The organism is Spirosoma agri, from assembly GCF_010747415.1.
Taxonomy (GTDB): domain Bacteria; phylum Bacteroidota; class Bacteroidia; order Cytophagales; family Spirosomataceae; genus Spirosoma; species Spirosoma agri.
In genome coordinates this window covers 3,164,727-3,181,038 of the sequence record NZ_JAAGNZ010000001.1, presented here as the reverse complement: position 1 = coordinate 3,181,038, position 16,312 = coordinate 3,164,727, and the positions used below count along the sequence as shown (strand labels likewise).

Genomic DNA, 16,312 nt, shown 5'->3' with positions numbered 1-16,312 from the left:
TTACCGTTTTTGGATCGTCTTTGAGACATTTGCTGTCCAAGGCGAAGGGTACGCTGCAAACTTGTTACGTCAAATACTGGGTTATTTTGGCAAGATCACGTTTGATCTGTTCCATAAAGTGAGCGAACGTCGTTTCGTAACTCTGGCGATTCTGCGTGATTTTCGCGCTTTGCTCATTGATGTCGCCACCAATTGCCGTCAGCCGGTCCGCGTTGGCATCGATCTTCTGCTGAATCTCGACCAACTGCTTGGCCAGCGCATCGTTTTCCGTTTGAAGTCGTTTCTGCTCATTCTGCAATCCACCGACCCGATCGGCCAGGGCCGCATCGACGCTTTTCCCGAAGGCATCGCGGTCGTTGTTCAGGGCACCGATGTACTGATTGGCCGTTTTCGTCAGCGTGCCTACATCGTTGCTGCCACCGAGCGCTTTGAAACTTGCCCAGGCCGCCTGAAACTGTTTGTCTTCGGATAAGCCCAGATTAGCCAGGCTCCGCAGTGTTTCGCGAAACTCGAAGTAATCGGGGCCCGGCGGATTGTTCTGTGCCAGCACGTTGGCCAGGTGTTCGGCAAACTTCGGGTCTACCGCCCCCGTTACTGCCGACGAAGCCGCAGGGGTAGGGGGTGTTGATACCGGAGTTTGGGCCGCAGCTGCCGGACGGGGCGTTGTGGCTGTTTGGACAGGGGGCGACCCTGCCGCAACGCCTGGTTCTTCGGCTTTCACGAAGAAGTTCAAAATTTTTTGACCAATCGATTTATCAGGTTCTGGCATAGTGTGTCTGTCATTGCGGGAGCGCCCGACCGTGGGAGGACCCGTTCGATGAATTACTGAGCAATGTTACGAGGTTCGGGTCAATCGCGCAATATGAGATTTGGCCGAACGGTTGCGGGGCCTGACAAAATGTTCCTAGACGGGCCGAATGTTAGTCGATAGGTAACGGGCCGGCAGTCTGGCGGGTTTCAGGGGTGTGGTTTGCCTTTACTGTACACATCAACTGCAAACCACAGGTTACTGTTCGTTTAGCCGGCCGTCCATTCGTTCCCGGAACTTGTCAACCTTTGGTTCCGAGACAAGATGAATGTAGAGACTGTAGGGATGCTGGCGATAATAGCCCTGATGATACCTCTCCGCCGGATAAAAGGCGGTGAACGGCACTACCTGCGTGACTATCGGAGCTTTATGATGGACCGATTCGCGCCGGATGGCGGCCTCGATCCGGGCCTTTTCCGTTGGCGTTCGGTAAAAGGCAACCGAGCGATAGTGCTTTCCCCGATCCGGTCCCTGCCTGTTTAACTCGGTGGCGTCGTGGCCCGCAAAAAAAGCATCGACCAATACATCGTACGAAATGACGGTTGGGTCGTAATAAACCTGCACCGATTCCGCGTGGCCGGTCTGGTCGGTGCCCACCTGCTCATAGGTCGGGTAGTCAAGATCACCACCGGCATAACCTGAAACGACCTGCCGAACGCCCTTTAACAACTTCATCTCTTCTTCGGTAGCCCAGAAACAGCCGCCCCCAAAAGTCGCTACCGCTTCACCGGGGCGCAGGACAGGGAGGGTTGCTAGCCGCGTGTCAACCGGGTTGGTCGCTTCAGCCGCTGCGGTAGTTGGAGTTTGGTTGCAGGCGACAAAGAGCAGATTGCCGCTTACCAGCAAACTCAGTATTATCAATGTGTTTTTCCAGTACATACGAACGTCGATCAACAACTATATAACACTGGAAGTAGCGCAGGGATTCCGAAGCGGAGCCGTAGTCATTTCTTACGTGCGTATCTTTGCCCGTATTGATTTATTGAGTCACTGGCTATGTCGCTTACAACCTTGGGTCTTGAGCTACCCACCGATCCGCGCTGGGTTAACATTGCTGAAATGAACATCGCTGACATTCTGGTCGATCACGCCTATTGTGAGCAGAAAGCCGCGTCGTCGTGCATATCGCTGATCGTTATCTACCCCGATAAAGAAGCGTTAGTTGATGCGCTGACCCCCATCGTTGCCGAAGAGTGGGGGCATTTTCACCGGGTATTGAAAGAACTGCGTAAACGGAACATTCCGCTCGGACGCCAGCGTAAGGATGAATACGTCAATCAGTTACGGTCCCGCCTGCGTCGCTCGATTGGGGACCAGAAGGAGCAGTTGATGGATAGCTTGCTGATGAATGCCCTGATCGAAGCCCGCAGCTGTGAACGCTTCAAACTTCTGTCGGAACACATCGCCGACGAAAGTCTACGGAAATTCTACCACGAGCTGATGATCTCCGAAGCCGGTCATTACCGCTGTTTCATTGAACTGGCCGAACTGTACCTGCCCGCAACGCGCGTACGGGAACGCTGGAAAGAGTTTCTGGCCGTCGAAGCCGATATTGTGGCTAAGCTGGCGGTGCGTGGCGACCGGATTCATTGAAAATAGTTGGCTGGACGCAATCTTATAAGCCGGGCACTGCCCGACAAGTCGTATCTTTACCGAGCGACTAATGAACAACAACTTTTGACATTTCTTCAGCAAACTGCTCAACGAATTTTTGACACCCATGGTCCTAGTCTTAGTGATGTATGGGTGATTTTACCAACACGCCGGGCCGTGTCCGTTTTTCTGGATGAACTGGCTGCGCTCTCCGACCGGCCCTTTCTGGCTCCTCATGCGTTAGCGGTCGATGATTTTATCACCCAGGCCGCTGGCGTCCAGCTGGTTGATTCGGTTAGTTTGCTGTTTGAACTCTACGACGTTTTTCGGGAAATCGACCCGCTGGTTGAATTTGAACAGTTTATTGGCTGGGCATCGGTGCTGCTGTCTGATTTCGACCGGATCGATCAATACCTGGTTAGCCCACACGAGTTGTTCAGTTACCTGACGGCGGCCAAAACGCTTGAACGCTGGCAGGTAACCATGCCCTCGACGGCGAAGCCAATCCTGGAGACCCCCGGCACGTCGCGGTATTTCAAACTCTTTGAGAACCTGCAGGTTGCCTATCACACGCTGCATAAACGACTCACTGATCAGGGGCTGGCGTACCGGGGCATGGCGTACCGACTGCTGGCCGAAAATGTTGAAGAATTAATCCGAAACAACCTGACTTATGAGCGCGTCTATTTTGTGGGGTTCAATGCCCTGAGCCGCGCCGAAGAGCATATTATTCGGGTGTTGGTCGAGGGAAATAAAGCCGAGCTGATGTGGGATGCCGATCAGTATTATATCCGCGACTGGGGGCAGGAAGCCGGCGAATTCCTGCGTCGATACCGCGACAATGGCTGGTTTTTCTCGAAACAGAATCGCGAAGACTTGAATCAGTTATCCAATAACATGCTCGGAACCGAGAAGAATATTCGGGTAGTGGGCGTACCGAATGCCAGTATGCAGGCAAAGGTAGCCGGAAAATTGTATAGTGACTGGCGCAGTGAAGAACGAAATGCGTCAGTTACAGCGCACTTCTCGAATCAGGGGCCCAGTGACGTGAAAAAGACGGCTATCGTACTAGCCGATGAGACGTTGCTCATGCCCGTGCTCTATGCCCTCGATGAGAGCGTCACGGACCTGAACGTGACGATGGGTTTGTCATTGCGCAGTTCGCTGTTGTTCACGCTGGTCGATACGTTGTTTGAAATGCAGCGCACCGTCCATGAGTTTCGCACGAAAGATGGTCGCAACCTGCGTATCCCCAAATACCACCACCGCCACGTCGTAAAAGTGTTGAATCATCCGTTCATGAAGCAATATGAGCGGATTCGGGCGCTTCAATGGCCGGGCGCTGTGCTGGAAACGGGAGAGGTACTGCCGCCGGAACCGTTGTTCCAGTGGATTGCCAAAACGATCGTCAAGGAACAGCGCGTATACCTGACCGAAACGGAAATGCGCGAACTGGGGCAGCACGATCCGCTGATTCAGGTTCTTTTTGCGCGTTGGCCCAATGAGGACCCCATGAAAGCCGTTCGTTGTCTCTACGACCTGATCGAACTGTTGCGCGATGTGTACCGGGCCAGTCAGGATGCCATCGAGATCGAATATTTGTACCTCTTCTTTACGCTGCTCAAGCAACTGGAAGCGACGCTGGAACGGCAAGCTGAATCGGCAAACGCCGAAACCGCCGTTACGGTGCGCAGTTTCAAGCAGTTTCTCTATGAACTGATCCGCCAAACGAGCATTCCGTTCACGAGCGAAGGCAAGAGCCAGTTGCAGATCATGGGTATGCTTGAAACCAGAGCACTTGACTTCGACCGCGTTATTGTTTTGTCTGTCAACGAAGGCATATTACCCCAGTCGCGCAAACAAAACTCGCTCATCCCGTTCGATATTGCCAGCGAACTCGGCCTGCCGACGTACCGCGATCAGGAGGCCGTCATGGCCTATCACTTTTACCGATTGCTTCAGCGGGCGAGCGACATTGTGCTGCTGCACACCACCTCCACGGATGCCTATGGCAACAGCAAGGGCGAAGCCAGTCGGTTTATCCGGCAGATTGAGCATGAACTGGTACCCCGTTCCAACGGCCTCATTCGCATCAGTCACCCAACGGTGCGCTTCGGACGAACGGGCCTTAACCAGCTGGCCGATACCGCCAATTTGAGCGTTCCAAAAACGGAAAGCGTGCGCGCTGATCTGATCAAGTTGCTGAAAACGAAAGGTTTATATCCGTCTTATCTGAACCAGTTCGTTACGTGTTCGATGCGGTTTTACTTTAGTCGCATCGTGAATATCAGCGAAGAGGAAGAAATCGAGGAAAAGATGGGAGCCGCTGAATTTGGTAGCTGGCTGCATAAAGTGCTCGAACGACTGGACGTAGAGTACCGGATGAAGGATGTGCCCATTGATGAGTCCATTGTCCGGCAACTGCTGGAAGAAGAGTTTGCCGTATCGATGAAAGGCCGCGTCATTGAGTCGGGAATGAACCTGCTGCTCTATGATCTGGCGAAAAAACTTATGCTCGATTTTTACCGGCAGCAAAGCGAACAGGTGGGCTTGACCGTTATCGGCACCGAGCAAACGCTGGAAACCTACCTGTCCGTACCCCTCGCCGATGGCGAAACGATTCGGGTACGCATTGCCGGTAAAATTGACCGGATCGAACGCTACGGCGATTTGATTCGCATTGTCGATTACAAAACGGGTAAGGTCGATCTGCCCGATAAAGCGCCCAAAGATCTGGCCGAAAAGCTCCTGAACGATGGCCGGGAAGATAAAATGAGGCAGCTGTGGCTGTATCGATACCTGGCGCTCAAAAACATTAGCGAACACGGCGGCTTACCCCGAGACAGGGCCAAGCGAAATATTTACCCGGCGGCCAATCTGCCCGTCGAAGCGGGTTTTTATTCCTTCCGGGATTTGGCCGGAGGCTTCAAATCCAACCCGGTTACGTTCGGAACGGACGACAGCCCGGCGCAGTTTATTACCGATTCCGAAGATTTGCTCCGGCAAATGGTGCAGACAATGCTCGATCCCAACGAGCCATTCCGCAAAACAGACCAGCTTGACGTGTGTCAGTACTGTGATTTTAAAGGTATCTGCGGTCGATAAAGGCAGCCCATAACGAAGTGATCAGGTTGGGGCTGCATGCAGGCGGTCAGCAGAACTGCCGCTACGCCACGCAGCGGACTTCTGTGGTTTTTGCTATTTTTTTGTGCCTGCGGCAATCCATTGTCATCGCCTGGTGCGTATGTTTGGCAGGTTATCAATGTATTAACTGACTGATTAACAGACCTTAGATGGGTAAGTATACAAAATGACCCTCTAACGCTATTTATTCGGGAAAGTTACGCGTTGGTGTACCTTTTTAGCGCCCTATTTAAACAAGACCAACGTATGAAAACCAAACTCTTTTTATTCGTATTCATAGGCTTCGTGGCATCAACGGCTATTGCGCAGAATGCACGGAACTTGACGCAGGCTATTCATTATATCAAACTGGCCAGCACGCTTCGTGAAGTCGATAAATCGCAGGAGTCAATCAATCTGCTTCTGCGGGCCATGCCAGCCGTTCAGTCGAAAAACCTGTATTGGGAAGCGATTGCCAACGAATTCCTGGGCCTGTCGTACAAGGACATCAAAGACACGACAACCGCCATACGCTACCTGGAGCGGGCGCGGAGCCAGTACGCCAAGCTGAAGTATGTAGCCAGCGGCTGGGCTGTTAACGAAATAATTCGGGATATTTCGAGCAAAAACGTCTATGCTGGTATTCAGTTTAGTGCTACGGGCGTGAAAGTCGCGATCTTTAAAACGAAGTACGAGAGCGATTTTTACGAAAAAGACATTAAATCCACCTTCGATATACCGAACGATGTGCTGGTTGCCGATGCGTCAAAATCGTTCGCGGGTGGTCAGGATGCGCTACGGATTGGCCTGGATTCAATTCGCAAGTATAATATTCCGAATGAACGTATCTTCATTGTGCTCAACAGCGATGTAAATGATGGGCTTGCCCGCTCGCCGGAGAGTAAGCGTTCGCTCTACAGACAGTTAGCGCGCGTGCTGCCTGACAACACCTTGCAGATCGATACGACACTGACCCCCGCCCGCGAAGCCCAGTTGTTTACCATCGGTGCCATCCCCCGGAAAGTATGGCCGACGACTTCTGCGCTGAATCTGGGCAGCAGCACGACCATGGGTGGTTATTTCGAAAAAAATGCCAGCCTGATGGATATTAACCAGGTCGATAAAGACTTTCACGCGATTAGCCTGCCGGTAGGTGTCAATACGCTGGTCAGCCAGATCGACAGCAAACGTTCGCTGGGCATGGAGGCTTATAAACGGGAAGCGCAGCGAGTCGTCAACGCCATTGTCGATTCCGCCTTTGCGCCCCGTTTCAAACAGAACAATTCGGGTTTACAGCAACGTCGGACGGTCGGTGTTGGGGGCGAAATTGCGCTGGCGCTGGTGACGTACCTGCACCCCGAGCGAGCTGGTACAACCGCCGTTCCGATCACGGAGCAGGATGTGGAGCAGTTTAAGCGGCAAGTATTGACCGATTACAAAAGCCTGACCCAGCCTGACTTAGGGTCGGTTGCCAATACGTCGGTACGGGCTATGGCCGAAAACGATATACGGACGTTGCAAAGCCAACTGAATGAAAAACAGCTGATTGCGGGTGCTTTGTGGCTCGAAGCCATTATGAAGGCGTATAATACAGGTTCACAGCCCAAACGATTTGTGTTTATCCGCAACTCGGGCATTGGCTGGGTAACCGGAAAATTCCTGGAAACCATCAGTGGTGAATACGAATCGACAATTGCCAAAGGCGATCTGTATACCCGGTAAGGAGTCTGGTACGAAAACGTTGACTCAACACGTCTGGAGCTGGTTGCCGTTCATCAATCAGCTTGGTGAACGGCAACCAGCTCCAGACTTTTCCAGACCAGATCACCCATCGTCTGGCAGGTCAGAAAATTGGAATCGTGGTAATGGCGGGCGAGGGCCTGACCCAGCGTTTTGACGTGGATCGGCAGCGAAATCTCGTCATGCCGCATAAACTGCATCAGATCCTGAAGGCGAATGGTCTCGGCCCGAATTCGGCTGGCAATCAGGGCCCGTTCCTCAATCTGGTACTGCCGGACACTCTCGGGAGTCATAAACTGGATACCCAATTGGATGATCGCCTGGTTCTGTTTGTAGTACTGGGGCATGTAAACGGATTTGCGCCCTTCATACGATTGCTGGTCGAAGTCGATGGCCCGAATCCGGTAGTAGGTCTCATCGAAGTCCGGGGTCACGTCGACCACAAAATTACTGGAATGCATGTCCCCGAGCAGCCGCACAAAACAGCGCTCATTGAATTTGATAAATTCCTTACACAGCCGAATGGGGTTTAAGGCGGGGTCGTTCAACTGACCGTTGAAGAACATATCACCCGGAATCCCGGCAATATGTTCCTCGACCAGCGTTTGCTGACAGGTCAGGTAGCCGATTCGGTTTGGCGATAAAAGATGCTCCAGTTCCAGCCCATAGATTCGCGATGCATCGCCCCGCTTGATGTAGAAATAATCGAAGTTATCGTTGACGAGGTTCCGAATACGTACCCGAAAGGGTTTTGTGTTCCCGTAGGTACACATGTCTACGCGGTCGATGGTCAGGTGATTGGTAATTGACAGATCGCCGTTGGCTTTCAGATGGGCGTACATGGCCTTCAGGGAAAGCTGCATTTCCTCCGCTTCGGCTGCTGAATAAAAAACCGTTTCCCAGAGTGTATCCGCGCCCCGTTTGTCATACAGCGTTACAGCGCCGTTGTAGCGAAGCAAGTCTTCGTATCGGGTAGGTAGCGTCAGTTCACGATCATACTTGATGAGGTAGGAGCGCAGCGGGTCTTTGATCGGGTAGACCAGTTTTTTCTTCGATATGACCGGCATAAGTAATGAACACAAATGTTTCCGGGCGGAAAGTACGCCATTCCTGGGTCATCGATAGGATTAAAAAGAAAAAACGCCCTCAATTCGCTAGAAGAAGGCGTTTTTTACTGGTATTTGAATACAACCTGAATTGAAAAAAACAATGTCTGCGCTAATCGTCCCGATCAGCTAGTGGATCAAAATTGGTAAATAAAAAGATTTAATACAACTATTTGGGTAAATATTAATTTTATCCGCAATAAATAAACACGGAGTACCAACGATGTTCCGGACCATACAGAAGAATGTGCCTGATAGTCAGTCGATAAGGTAGAGGAATTTTAAAAGGAGCGGCTGGCGCGAAAGAGGGCCGATCAACAGCGATACCGGTTCGGTTGCGGGACGATCAGCTGTTCGACATGGCCAGTGGTACAAAATGTTTCTGATTGAGGGGCAGGTTTTCGGCCGACCAGTCAACATCGCGCTCAAAAGCGAAGGCCCGAACCGGGCAAGTCGCAATTCGGCAGTAGTGGCAGCACTCGCTCACGCAGGGGTCCGTATGGACGAAAATTTCAACTTCACCCTGATGAAAGCCATCTTTGATCGTGTCCTCAAAATGATGCACTTCGTCGTGAACCTGCGTCAATTCCCAGTAGTAGGGCAGGGTCAGGTGGCAATCAATGTGTAGATCGGCCCCGTATTTCTGCACCCGCAGGTTATGAACGTCGATCCAGTGCTGATCTTTGTGGATATTAAGCAGGGTCACGACGCGGTAGAGCGTTGGTACATCGGTTTCATCCATCAGGCGTGCCACCGACAGGCGGATCAGCTGGAACCCGTTGTAAATGATAACGAACGACAGCAGCAGCGACAGTGCGCTATCGATCCAGCGTTCACCCGTCAGGGCAACCAGTACCACACCGATCATGACGGCAATACTGCTGAAGGTATCGGTGAGCAGATGGCGACCATCGGCGGTCATAGCCAGCGAGTCCGTCTGTTTCCCCAGGCGAATCAGCATCCAGCCGACAAAGGCGTTGGCAATGGCCGTCAGACCAACCAGGGCAACACCCCAGTCAAGATTACTGAGCACTTTCGGCTCAAAAAAACTGAGAATAGCCTGCCAGATGATAACCAGACCCGCCGACAGAATCATGGCGCCTTCGAAACCGGATGACAGAAATTCGATTTTACCGTGACCGTAGGGATGATTCTGGTCGCGGGGCTGCCCAGCGAGGTAGATGCTGTAAAAGGCAAAACCGCTGGCAATAACGTTGACGATGGATTCAACGGCATCACTCAGAATGGCCGTCGAATAGGTCAGGAAATAAGCAGTGAACTTAAGAATCAGCAGCACAATGCTAAGCCCCAGCGACACGCCCATCCAGCGGTATTTTGTGCGTTGACTGGTACTCATCGATTATTCTGGACTATGGTTCGAGCAAACAAAGGTAGCGATTCGTTGCCGGATTGTTCGTACTTTCGTCCACATGAACGAGACAGAAAACCCCTGGCAGACGCTGGAATCGTCGGTTAAATACGAAAACCCCTGGCTGTCAATCAGACACGAAGAGGTCATTACGCCCGCAGGTACGCCCGGCATTTACGGTGTCGTTAGTTTCAAAAACAAAGCTGTTGGTGTTATTCCGATTGATGCCGACGGAAATACGTATCTGGTGGGTCAGTACCGCTACCCGCTGAATGAATACTCATGGGAAATTCCGGAAGGGGGGGCACCTCTCGGCACCGATCCGCTGGAATCGGCCAAACGGGAACTCCGTGAGGAAACAGGGCTTGAAGCCAGCCAGTGGACCAAAATCGCCCGCATCCATACGTCCAATTCTGCTACCGACGAAGAGGGGTTTCTTTACATCGCCGAGGGGCTGGTCCAGGGCGATCACGAACCCGAAGAGACGGAAGATCTGCGCATCTGGAAGCTGCCACTGTCCGAAGCCGTCGAGATGGCCATAACCAGCCGCATCACCGATTCGCTTAGTGTGAGCGGCCTGTTGATCGTTGCCCGGCTGCGGGGAATTTAAACCAAGTCGGCGGTTTGTAGTTTGTACGTTGAGGTTACTCACTACCAAACAGCAGTCTGGATACCTACACATTACAAACTACAAACGCTATAACTGCTTGTGCTTTTACCAATTCTTTTAGGCTTTCTGGTCGGAGTTGCGCTGTGCCTGACATTCGGAACTGTGTTTTTTGCGCTTATTCAGAACAGTGTCGATAACGGGTTTCGCTCCGGTCTGAAAATCGTGTTCGGCGTCATAACGGGCGACACGCTCTTTGTGTTAGCGGCTCTGCTTGGAACGGCTTTTTTGCCCAAGGTGCAGGGCTTCGAGAACATAATGGCTCTTATCGGAGTGTTGTTCCTGACGGCGATGGGGCTGGTCAACATTCTGAAGGGAACCCCCCGGCTGGCGTACCCGAAGACCAGTTTTGGTAATTTTATTTATTATTTTACGACCGGCTTTTTTCTGAATGCGCTCAACCCGGTCAATTTCGTGTCGTGGGTGGCCATTGTCGCCTATATTCGCTCCCACCTGCATTACACGACGGGACAACAATACGCCTTTATGGGGGCCAGTCTGGTCGGGGTCTTCGTGACCGAAACGGCACTGGCCTATTACGCAAACCGGCTGAAGCGTTTTTTCACCCCGCGCGTCGTTAAAATCTTCAATCGCACCACGGGGGTCGTGTTCCTGATCGGAGCCGCCAACATTGCCTACAATCGACTGCTCGAACCCCTGTCAAAGGCAATGAACTGGTAGTTTTATTAAAGAGTGAAAGAGCAGATTAGCCGCTCTTTCACTCTTTTGCTTTTTCACTCGTCAAAAAGTTTTCCCACTCGCCGATCAGGTTCTTTTTGAGAACGCGCGGGAACTTGTTCTGCCCCCCCATTTTTCCCCTCGATGCCATCCAGTCGTAAAACGTTTTGGCCGGAAGAACGGTCACCGTTATTTCTTTGAGGGCGTGTTCACGTTCAACGGCGTAATCATCGTTAAGCGCTTTAAGGCGGGCATCGATCCGGTCCCGCAGATCGCTGGCATCGACGGCATCGTCGGTCCCGACGTACCAGTGGTGCGCAAACAGGGTGTCGTGGGTGACACCTGCTACGGTAAATTCCCGAACCGAAATACCCAGTTCCTGCGAAACGAGTTCAATGGCTTTGTTCATATTGTCGACCGACAAATGCTCACCACACAGGCTCAGGAAGTGTTTGGTGCGTCCCGTGATCACGATCTCTGACCGCTTCGTGCTGACAAACCGGATCGTATCGCCGATCAGGTAACGCCAGGCCCCCGAGCAGGTCGAAATCAGCAGCGCGTATTCTTTCCCTTCCTCAACCTCATCGATCATCAGCGTTTCGGGCTTTGCCACCAGTTCGCCGTCGGCGGTGAAGTTCTGCTCATTAAACGGGATAAATTCAAAAAACAGACCGTTGTTGAGCACGAGTTGCATCCCCTCGGCATTGGGATGCGTCTGGTAGGCAATGAATCCTTCCGAAGCCAGGTAAGTCTCGATGTATGTAATGGGGTGGGCGAGGAGTTTCTCGAAACCCTGCCGATACGGTTCAAACGAGACTCCGCCGTGGCAGAAAACCATCAGGTTCGGCCAGACATCGTGAATGGTTTTTACGTTATAGCGGGCAATGATTTTCTCCATCAGCAACTGAATCCAGGCCGGAACGCCAACGACGTAGCCAATGTCCCAGTTACCGGCCTGTTCGGTAATCTCATCGAGTTTGTGCGCCCAATCCCGTTCCTGCGCAATTTCCCGTCCGGGCTTATAGAATCGCTGAAACCAGAAGGGTATCTGGCTGGCCGTTATGCCGCTCAGATCACCTTCGTAGTGACCTTCCCGCACGTTCAGGTTAGTGCTGCCACCGAGCATCAGATAGCCTTTTTCGTAGAGCGTCGAGGGCAGATTCTGGTAGCGGCCCAAGGTCAGAATCTGGCGGATGCTGGATCGCTGAATGGCTTTGGACATCGATTTGGTTACGGGAATGTATTTCGAGGCCGCTTCGGAGGTGCCGGAGCTGAGCGCAAAGTACTTCACCCGGCCCGGCCAGGCAATGCTCTTCTCGCCATCCAGCGACCGTTTCCACCAGCCTTCGAACATCGAGTTATAATCGTGGATAGGGACCAGCCGCTTGTATTTTTCGTAAAACTCCTTCGGCGATCCGAACTCCGCCGAACTCAGCAACTCCTCGAAATGATAGGTCGTGCCGAATTCCGTAAAACGCGCCTTACTGACCAATTTACGAAACGCTTTACGTTGCTGCTTCAGCGGGGTCATTTTTCGCAGACGGACGGCATTCGTCAGGCGAATCCCGTTTTTGAGCATACTGCCTAGTAGCGCCATAGTGGTTGACTGATGACCGGCGATCCGGTCCTTATAAAAAAATTATAACTGCCAGTTTTTCAGTTCGTCCATCATCCCATACGACGTCAGGTCGTACTGACAGGGTACAACGGAGGTGTAATTTTGGGCCAGCGCGAACTCATCGGTATCTTCGGCGTGGGTGTCAAAATTGACAAAATCGCCCGCCAGCCAGAAATACCGTCGTCCGTGCGGATCACGTCGTTCGTCGAACACTTCCTGCCATTTGGCATTGGCCTGTCGGCAGATCCGGATGCCTTTTAGGGGTTCGGCGGATTTGGCCGGGAAGTTGACGTTCAGGGCCGTACCCCGCTGTAGGCCGCGTTCCAATACAGACCGGACGATAGCCAGGATATGGTCGTGCGTGTGCGAAAAATCGGCTTTGGTCGTGAAGTCGCCCAGTGAGAAACCAATGGCCGGAATGCCTTCAATGGCGGCTTCGATAGCGGCTGACATCGTGCCCGAATACAGAATGCTGATCGACGAATTGCTGCCGTGGTTGATGCCACTGACAACCAGATCGGGCGAGCGATCTTTCAGGATATGATGCTTGGCTAACTTGACGCAGTCGGCGGGCGTACCCGAGCATTCGTAGGCCGGTACGTCGCCAAAGATGTCGGAGGGGTAGAGCCGGATCGGGTTGGCAATCGTGATAGCATGGCCCATTCCCGATTGGGGGCTGTTCGGGGCCACGACGACCACCGAGCCAACTTGTTTCATTAACTCAACGAGCGTTCGAATACCATGCGCGGTGATGCCATCGTCGTTCGTTATTAAAATCAGCGGTTTTTTCTCGGCCATAAAAAGTCAATGCTCAAGGTCACCAGTCAGGGGCAAACCGGTTGAGTACCGACAGGTAAGGGCTGTCGACACGGATGCCTATTGACTGGCTGACTATATTTGCTGTAAAACTACGTAAATACGACCGAACGTGCCGTTTAAACTTCGTACCGCTACACCCACCGATATTCCGGCTATCATCCGGTTGCAGGAGCAGATCTGGGAACCAACCTACCGGGCAATCTTAACGCCGGAGCAAATCGAGTATATGTTTACGACCATGTACGCACCTGAATCGCTTCTGGACCAGATGACTACGCAACAGCAAACCTTTGTGCTGCTGGAAACGGACGGCGAAGGCCAGGACTCTGCGTTGCTCGGGTTTGCCGCTTTTGCCCCTTACGGACCAGACGACAGCGTTTTTAAACTGCATAAAATTTACGTGCTACCCGCTACGCAGGGGAGTGGCTTAGGAAAAATGCTCCTCACCGAGGTCGAAAACCGATGCCGGACGTTGGGCGGAACGGAACTGCTGCTGAATGTTAACCGGTACAACAAAGCCCGGACGTTCTACGAGAAACAGGGATTCCGGGTGGTGCGGGAAGAAGACATTGCCATCGGCCCGTACTGGATGAACGATTATGTGATGAGCAAACCGTTACTAACGCCACCAGTCAATCATTCCGAATCCGTATGACCGCTGATACCCTGGTTTCGGTTGTGGTACCGCTTTACAACGAGGCCGACAATATCCGGCCGTTGCTGGAGCGCATCCACCAGGCACTCGCACCGCTTGCCTACGAACTGATTCTGGTTGATGACGGCTCCCGCGATGCAACGGTAGCAACCGTCAGGCAATACGCCGATTCACGAACCAGACTGATCGTGCTGGCCCGGAACTACGGGCAGACAACCGCGCTGGCTGCGGGGATCGAAGCCGCTACGGGCGATTACATAGTGACGCTGGATGGTGATTTGCAGAATGATCCGGCGGATATTCCCGTCATGCTGAATCTGGCGCAAACCGGAAACTGGGACATGGTGGCGGGCAATCGGGCCAATCGGCAGGATGGTTTGCTGCTTCGCAAAGTGCCCAGCCGCATCGCCAACGCGCTGATTCGTCGGCTGACGGGCGTTTATCTACAGGATTATGGCTGTACGCTTAAAATCTTCCGGCGCGATGTGGCAAAAAAACTAGGCTTGTATGGCGAGTTGCATCGCTTCATACCCGTGCTGGCGGCCATGCAGGGCAGCCGGATGACCCAGATGGACGTTCGCCACCATCCGCGTATCCACGGCGTGTCTAAATACGGGATCGGCCGAATTGGCCCCGTTCTGAACGATCTGCTGGTTGTGCTTTTCTTGCAACGCTATTTCCGTCGACCCATGCGTCTCTTCGGGCCGCCCGCTGCCTTTTCGCTGATAAGCGGTCTGATCGTCAGTTTGTATCTGCTTGTTCAAACGCTATCTGGTGAAGCCATCAACACTGCCGGGTGGTTGACGCTCGTAGCTGTACTGGTGCTGGGCGGCTTTACGTTGCTGGCCCTGGGCTTTATCGCCGAAATGCAGATGCGAACGTATTTCGAGGGGGGGCACAAGCCCGCCTACCGGGTGCGCGAGGTAGTTCAGGGATCGTAACGTAGGGTGGGCGGAAGCCCGCTCAGTTCTGTAATTTCGCAAGTCTCGAAACTAAGCGGGCTTCCGCCCACCCTACACTAGCGCGTTAGTTTATTGCTCGATCGACGTGGAAAGGTCAGCCCGTTGGCCCCGCCGACTGACGTAACCCTGCATGGGCGAATAGCTCTGCGTTTGTTTGCCGTAGTAGCCCGTACCATCGTAGGCTCGTAAGTTCGGATCGTGTTTACAATCGTCGGAACAAGTCCCATTGTGATCCGTTCCGCAGGTATCGCACAGGGTAATGTGGTTGTTACAGGCGGGGCTGGCGCAGTTGATCATGCGGCTGGTTGGCGTGCCGCACCGATAACAGGTCGACACCACGGCTGGGTTGATCTGGTTGACGGGCACCGTTACGCGATTGTCGAACACATAACACTCTCCGTCAAAATCTTCGCCACCCGCTTCCATGCCGTATTTGATGATACCGCCGTGGAGTTGGTAGACATTCTCAAACCCCTGCGACAGGAGGTAGGCCGACGCTTTTTCGCACTTGATGCCGCCCGTGCAATACGTGATAATTTTCTTGTCGCGGAGGTGTTCGATCTCGTGCATGTGCTCGGGGAGTTCACGCAGGTTTTCCATATCGAACGTTATCGCCCCTTTGAACTTGCCGACGGCGTGTTCGTAATTCGACCGCATATCGACCAGCACAACGTCGGGATCATCTTTGAGCTTCCTGAACTCGTCCGGTTCCAGATGAATGCCCGTCTGGCGAAGTGGATCGACGGGAAAATCCGAATGGACGATCTCCGGCTTGACCCGGACGTGCAGCTTCTGAAACGTATGGCCGTCGGATTCATCAATTTTGAACTCAGTAGAGGCAAAGCGCGGATCGGCCCGTAACGTAGCCATATAGGCATCGCAATCGGCGGCTAGTCCCGATACGGTGCCGTTCAGCCCTTCCGGCGCGACAATGACGCGGCCCAGCAAATTCAGCTGAAGACACAGCAGATGATGTTCTTCCCGATATTGGTCGGGATTTTCGATGGGTGAATAGATGTAGTATAAAAGGACCCGAAATGGTTTCATTTACGAACGAGCGAAAACGTGAAGGGTGACCAGAGCGGCTAGTCAGCAGGCTATTGGCCTTCACAGCCATTGAAATTTCCTGCAAAAATAAACCCATTTTGATCAAGTTCGTTCCATAAAGGACAAA

The 16,312-nt window shown here is 52.8% G+C and carries 14 protein-coding genes; 7 read left to right on the top strand and 7 right to left on the bottom strand.

The annotated features are described in order from the left end of the window. Positions 1–64: 64 nt before the first annotated feature. Positions 65–769: a hypothetical protein gene (locus tag GK091_RS13245; protein WP_164038639.1), complete on the bottom strand. Its 705-nt coding sequence runs from the start codon at positions 767–769 to the stop codon at positions 65–67. A gap of 237 nt (positions 770–1,006) precedes the next feature. Next, the gene (gene msrA / locus GK091_RS13240; protein WP_164038637.1) at positions 1,007–1,687 is read right to left on the bottom strand and encodes a peptide-methionine (S)-S-oxide reductase MsrA; all 681 of its coding nucleotides are present in this window, start codon (positions 1,685–1,687) and stop codon (positions 1,007–1,009) included. A gap of 117 nt (positions 1,688–1,804) precedes the next feature. Here msrA and miaE point away from each other — a divergent pair, with 117 nt between their 5' ends. From miaE to GK091_RS13225, 3 genes are all read left to right on the top strand, one after another. Further along, positions 1,805–2,401, top strand: a complete 597-nt coding sequence (miaE, locus tag GK091_RS13235) for a tRNA-(ms[2]io[6]A)-hydroxylase (RefSeq protein ID WP_164038631.1) — start codon at positions 1,805–1,807, stop codon at positions 2,399–2,401. Between the two features lie 84 nt (positions 2,402–2,485). Continuing rightward, positions 2,486–5,506: a PD-(D/E)XK nuclease family protein gene (locus tag GK091_RS13230; RefSeq protein WP_164038628.1), complete on the top strand. Its 3,021-nt coding sequence runs from the start codon at positions 2,486–2,488 to the stop codon at positions 5,504–5,506. Between the two features lie 285 nt (positions 5,507–5,791). Beyond that, on the top strand, positions 5,792–7,246 hold the full coding sequence (locus GK091_RS13225; protein ID WP_164038624.1) for a tetratricopeptide repeat protein: 1,455 nt from the start codon (positions 5,792–5,794) through the stop codon (positions 7,244–7,246). Between the two features lie 53 nt (positions 7,247–7,299). On the opposite strand, the gene GK091_RS13220 is transcribed toward GK091_RS13225, so the two are convergent. Together GK091_RS13220 and GK091_RS13215 are read right to left on the bottom strand one after the other, a co-directional pair. Beyond that, positions 7,300–8,331, bottom strand: a complete 1,032-nt coding sequence (locus GK091_RS13220) for a hypothetical protein (protein ID WP_164038621.1) — start codon at positions 8,329–8,331, stop codon at positions 7,300–7,302. Positions 8,332–8,716: 385 nt separating this feature from the next. Further along, the gene (locus tag GK091_RS13215) at positions 8,717–9,727 is read right to left on the bottom strand and encodes a cation diffusion facilitator family transporter (RefSeq protein ID WP_164038618.1); all 1,011 of its coding nucleotides are present in this window, start codon (positions 9,725–9,727) and stop codon (positions 8,717–8,719) included. A gap of 73 nt (positions 9,728–9,800) precedes the next feature. Between GK091_RS13215 and GK091_RS13210 the strand changes: the two genes are divergently transcribed. Beyond that, positions 9,801–10,349: an NUDIX domain-containing protein gene (locus GK091_RS13210; RefSeq protein WP_164038615.1), complete on the top strand. Its 549-nt coding sequence runs from the start codon at positions 9,801–9,803 to the stop codon at positions 10,347–10,349. Positions 10,350–10,448: 99 nt separating this feature from the next. After that, entirely contained in the window at positions 10,449–11,087 is a 639-nt protein-coding gene (locus GK091_RS13205; protein ID WP_164038612.1) for a LysE family translocator, read from the top strand. A 37-nt stretch (positions 11,088–11,124) separates the two neighbouring features. Here GK091_RS13205 and GK091_RS13200 read toward each other — a convergent pair whose 3' ends face one another. Together GK091_RS13200 and surE are read right to left on the bottom strand one after the other, a co-directional pair. After that, positions 11,125–12,681 carry a GH3 auxin-responsive promoter family protein gene (locus GK091_RS13200; protein ID WP_164038608.1) on the bottom strand — a complete coding sequence of 519 codons (1,557 nt, stop codon included), beginning with the start codon at positions 12,679–12,681 and terminating at the stop codon, positions 11,125–11,127. 42 nt (positions 12,682–12,723) lie between these two features. Then, positions 12,724–13,500, bottom strand: a complete 777-nt coding sequence (gene surE, locus GK091_RS13195; protein ID WP_164038605.1) for a 5'/3'-nucleotidase SurE — start codon at positions 13,498–13,500, stop codon at positions 12,724–12,726. 130 nt (positions 13,501–13,630) lie between these two features. On the opposite strand from surE, the gene GK091_RS13190 reads away from it, so the two are divergent. Both GK091_RS13190 and GK091_RS13185 read left to right on the top strand, forming a co-directional pair. Next, positions 13,631–14,176 (top strand): GNAT family N-acetyltransferase, encoded by a 546-nt coding sequence (locus tag GK091_RS13190; protein WP_164038602.1) that lies wholly within the window; start codon positions 13,631–13,633, stop codon positions 14,174–14,176. Further along, positions 14,173–15,117 (top strand): glycosyltransferase family 2 protein, encoded by a 945-nt coding sequence (locus GK091_RS13185; protein ID WP_164038599.1) that lies wholly within the window; start codon positions 14,173–14,175, stop codon positions 15,115–15,117. The genes GK091_RS13190 and GK091_RS13185 overlap by 4 nt, the downstream gene beginning before the upstream one ends. A gap of 90 nt (positions 15,118–15,207) precedes the next feature. On the opposite strand, the gene trhO is transcribed toward GK091_RS13185, so the two are convergent. Next, positions 15,208–16,185 carry an oxygen-dependent tRNA uridine(34) hydroxylase TrhO gene (gene trhO / locus GK091_RS13180; RefSeq protein WP_164038597.1) on the bottom strand — a complete coding sequence of 326 codons (978 nt, stop codon included), beginning with the start codon at positions 16,183–16,185 and terminating at the stop codon, positions 15,208–15,210. Positions 16,186–16,312: the final 127 nt, after the last annotated feature.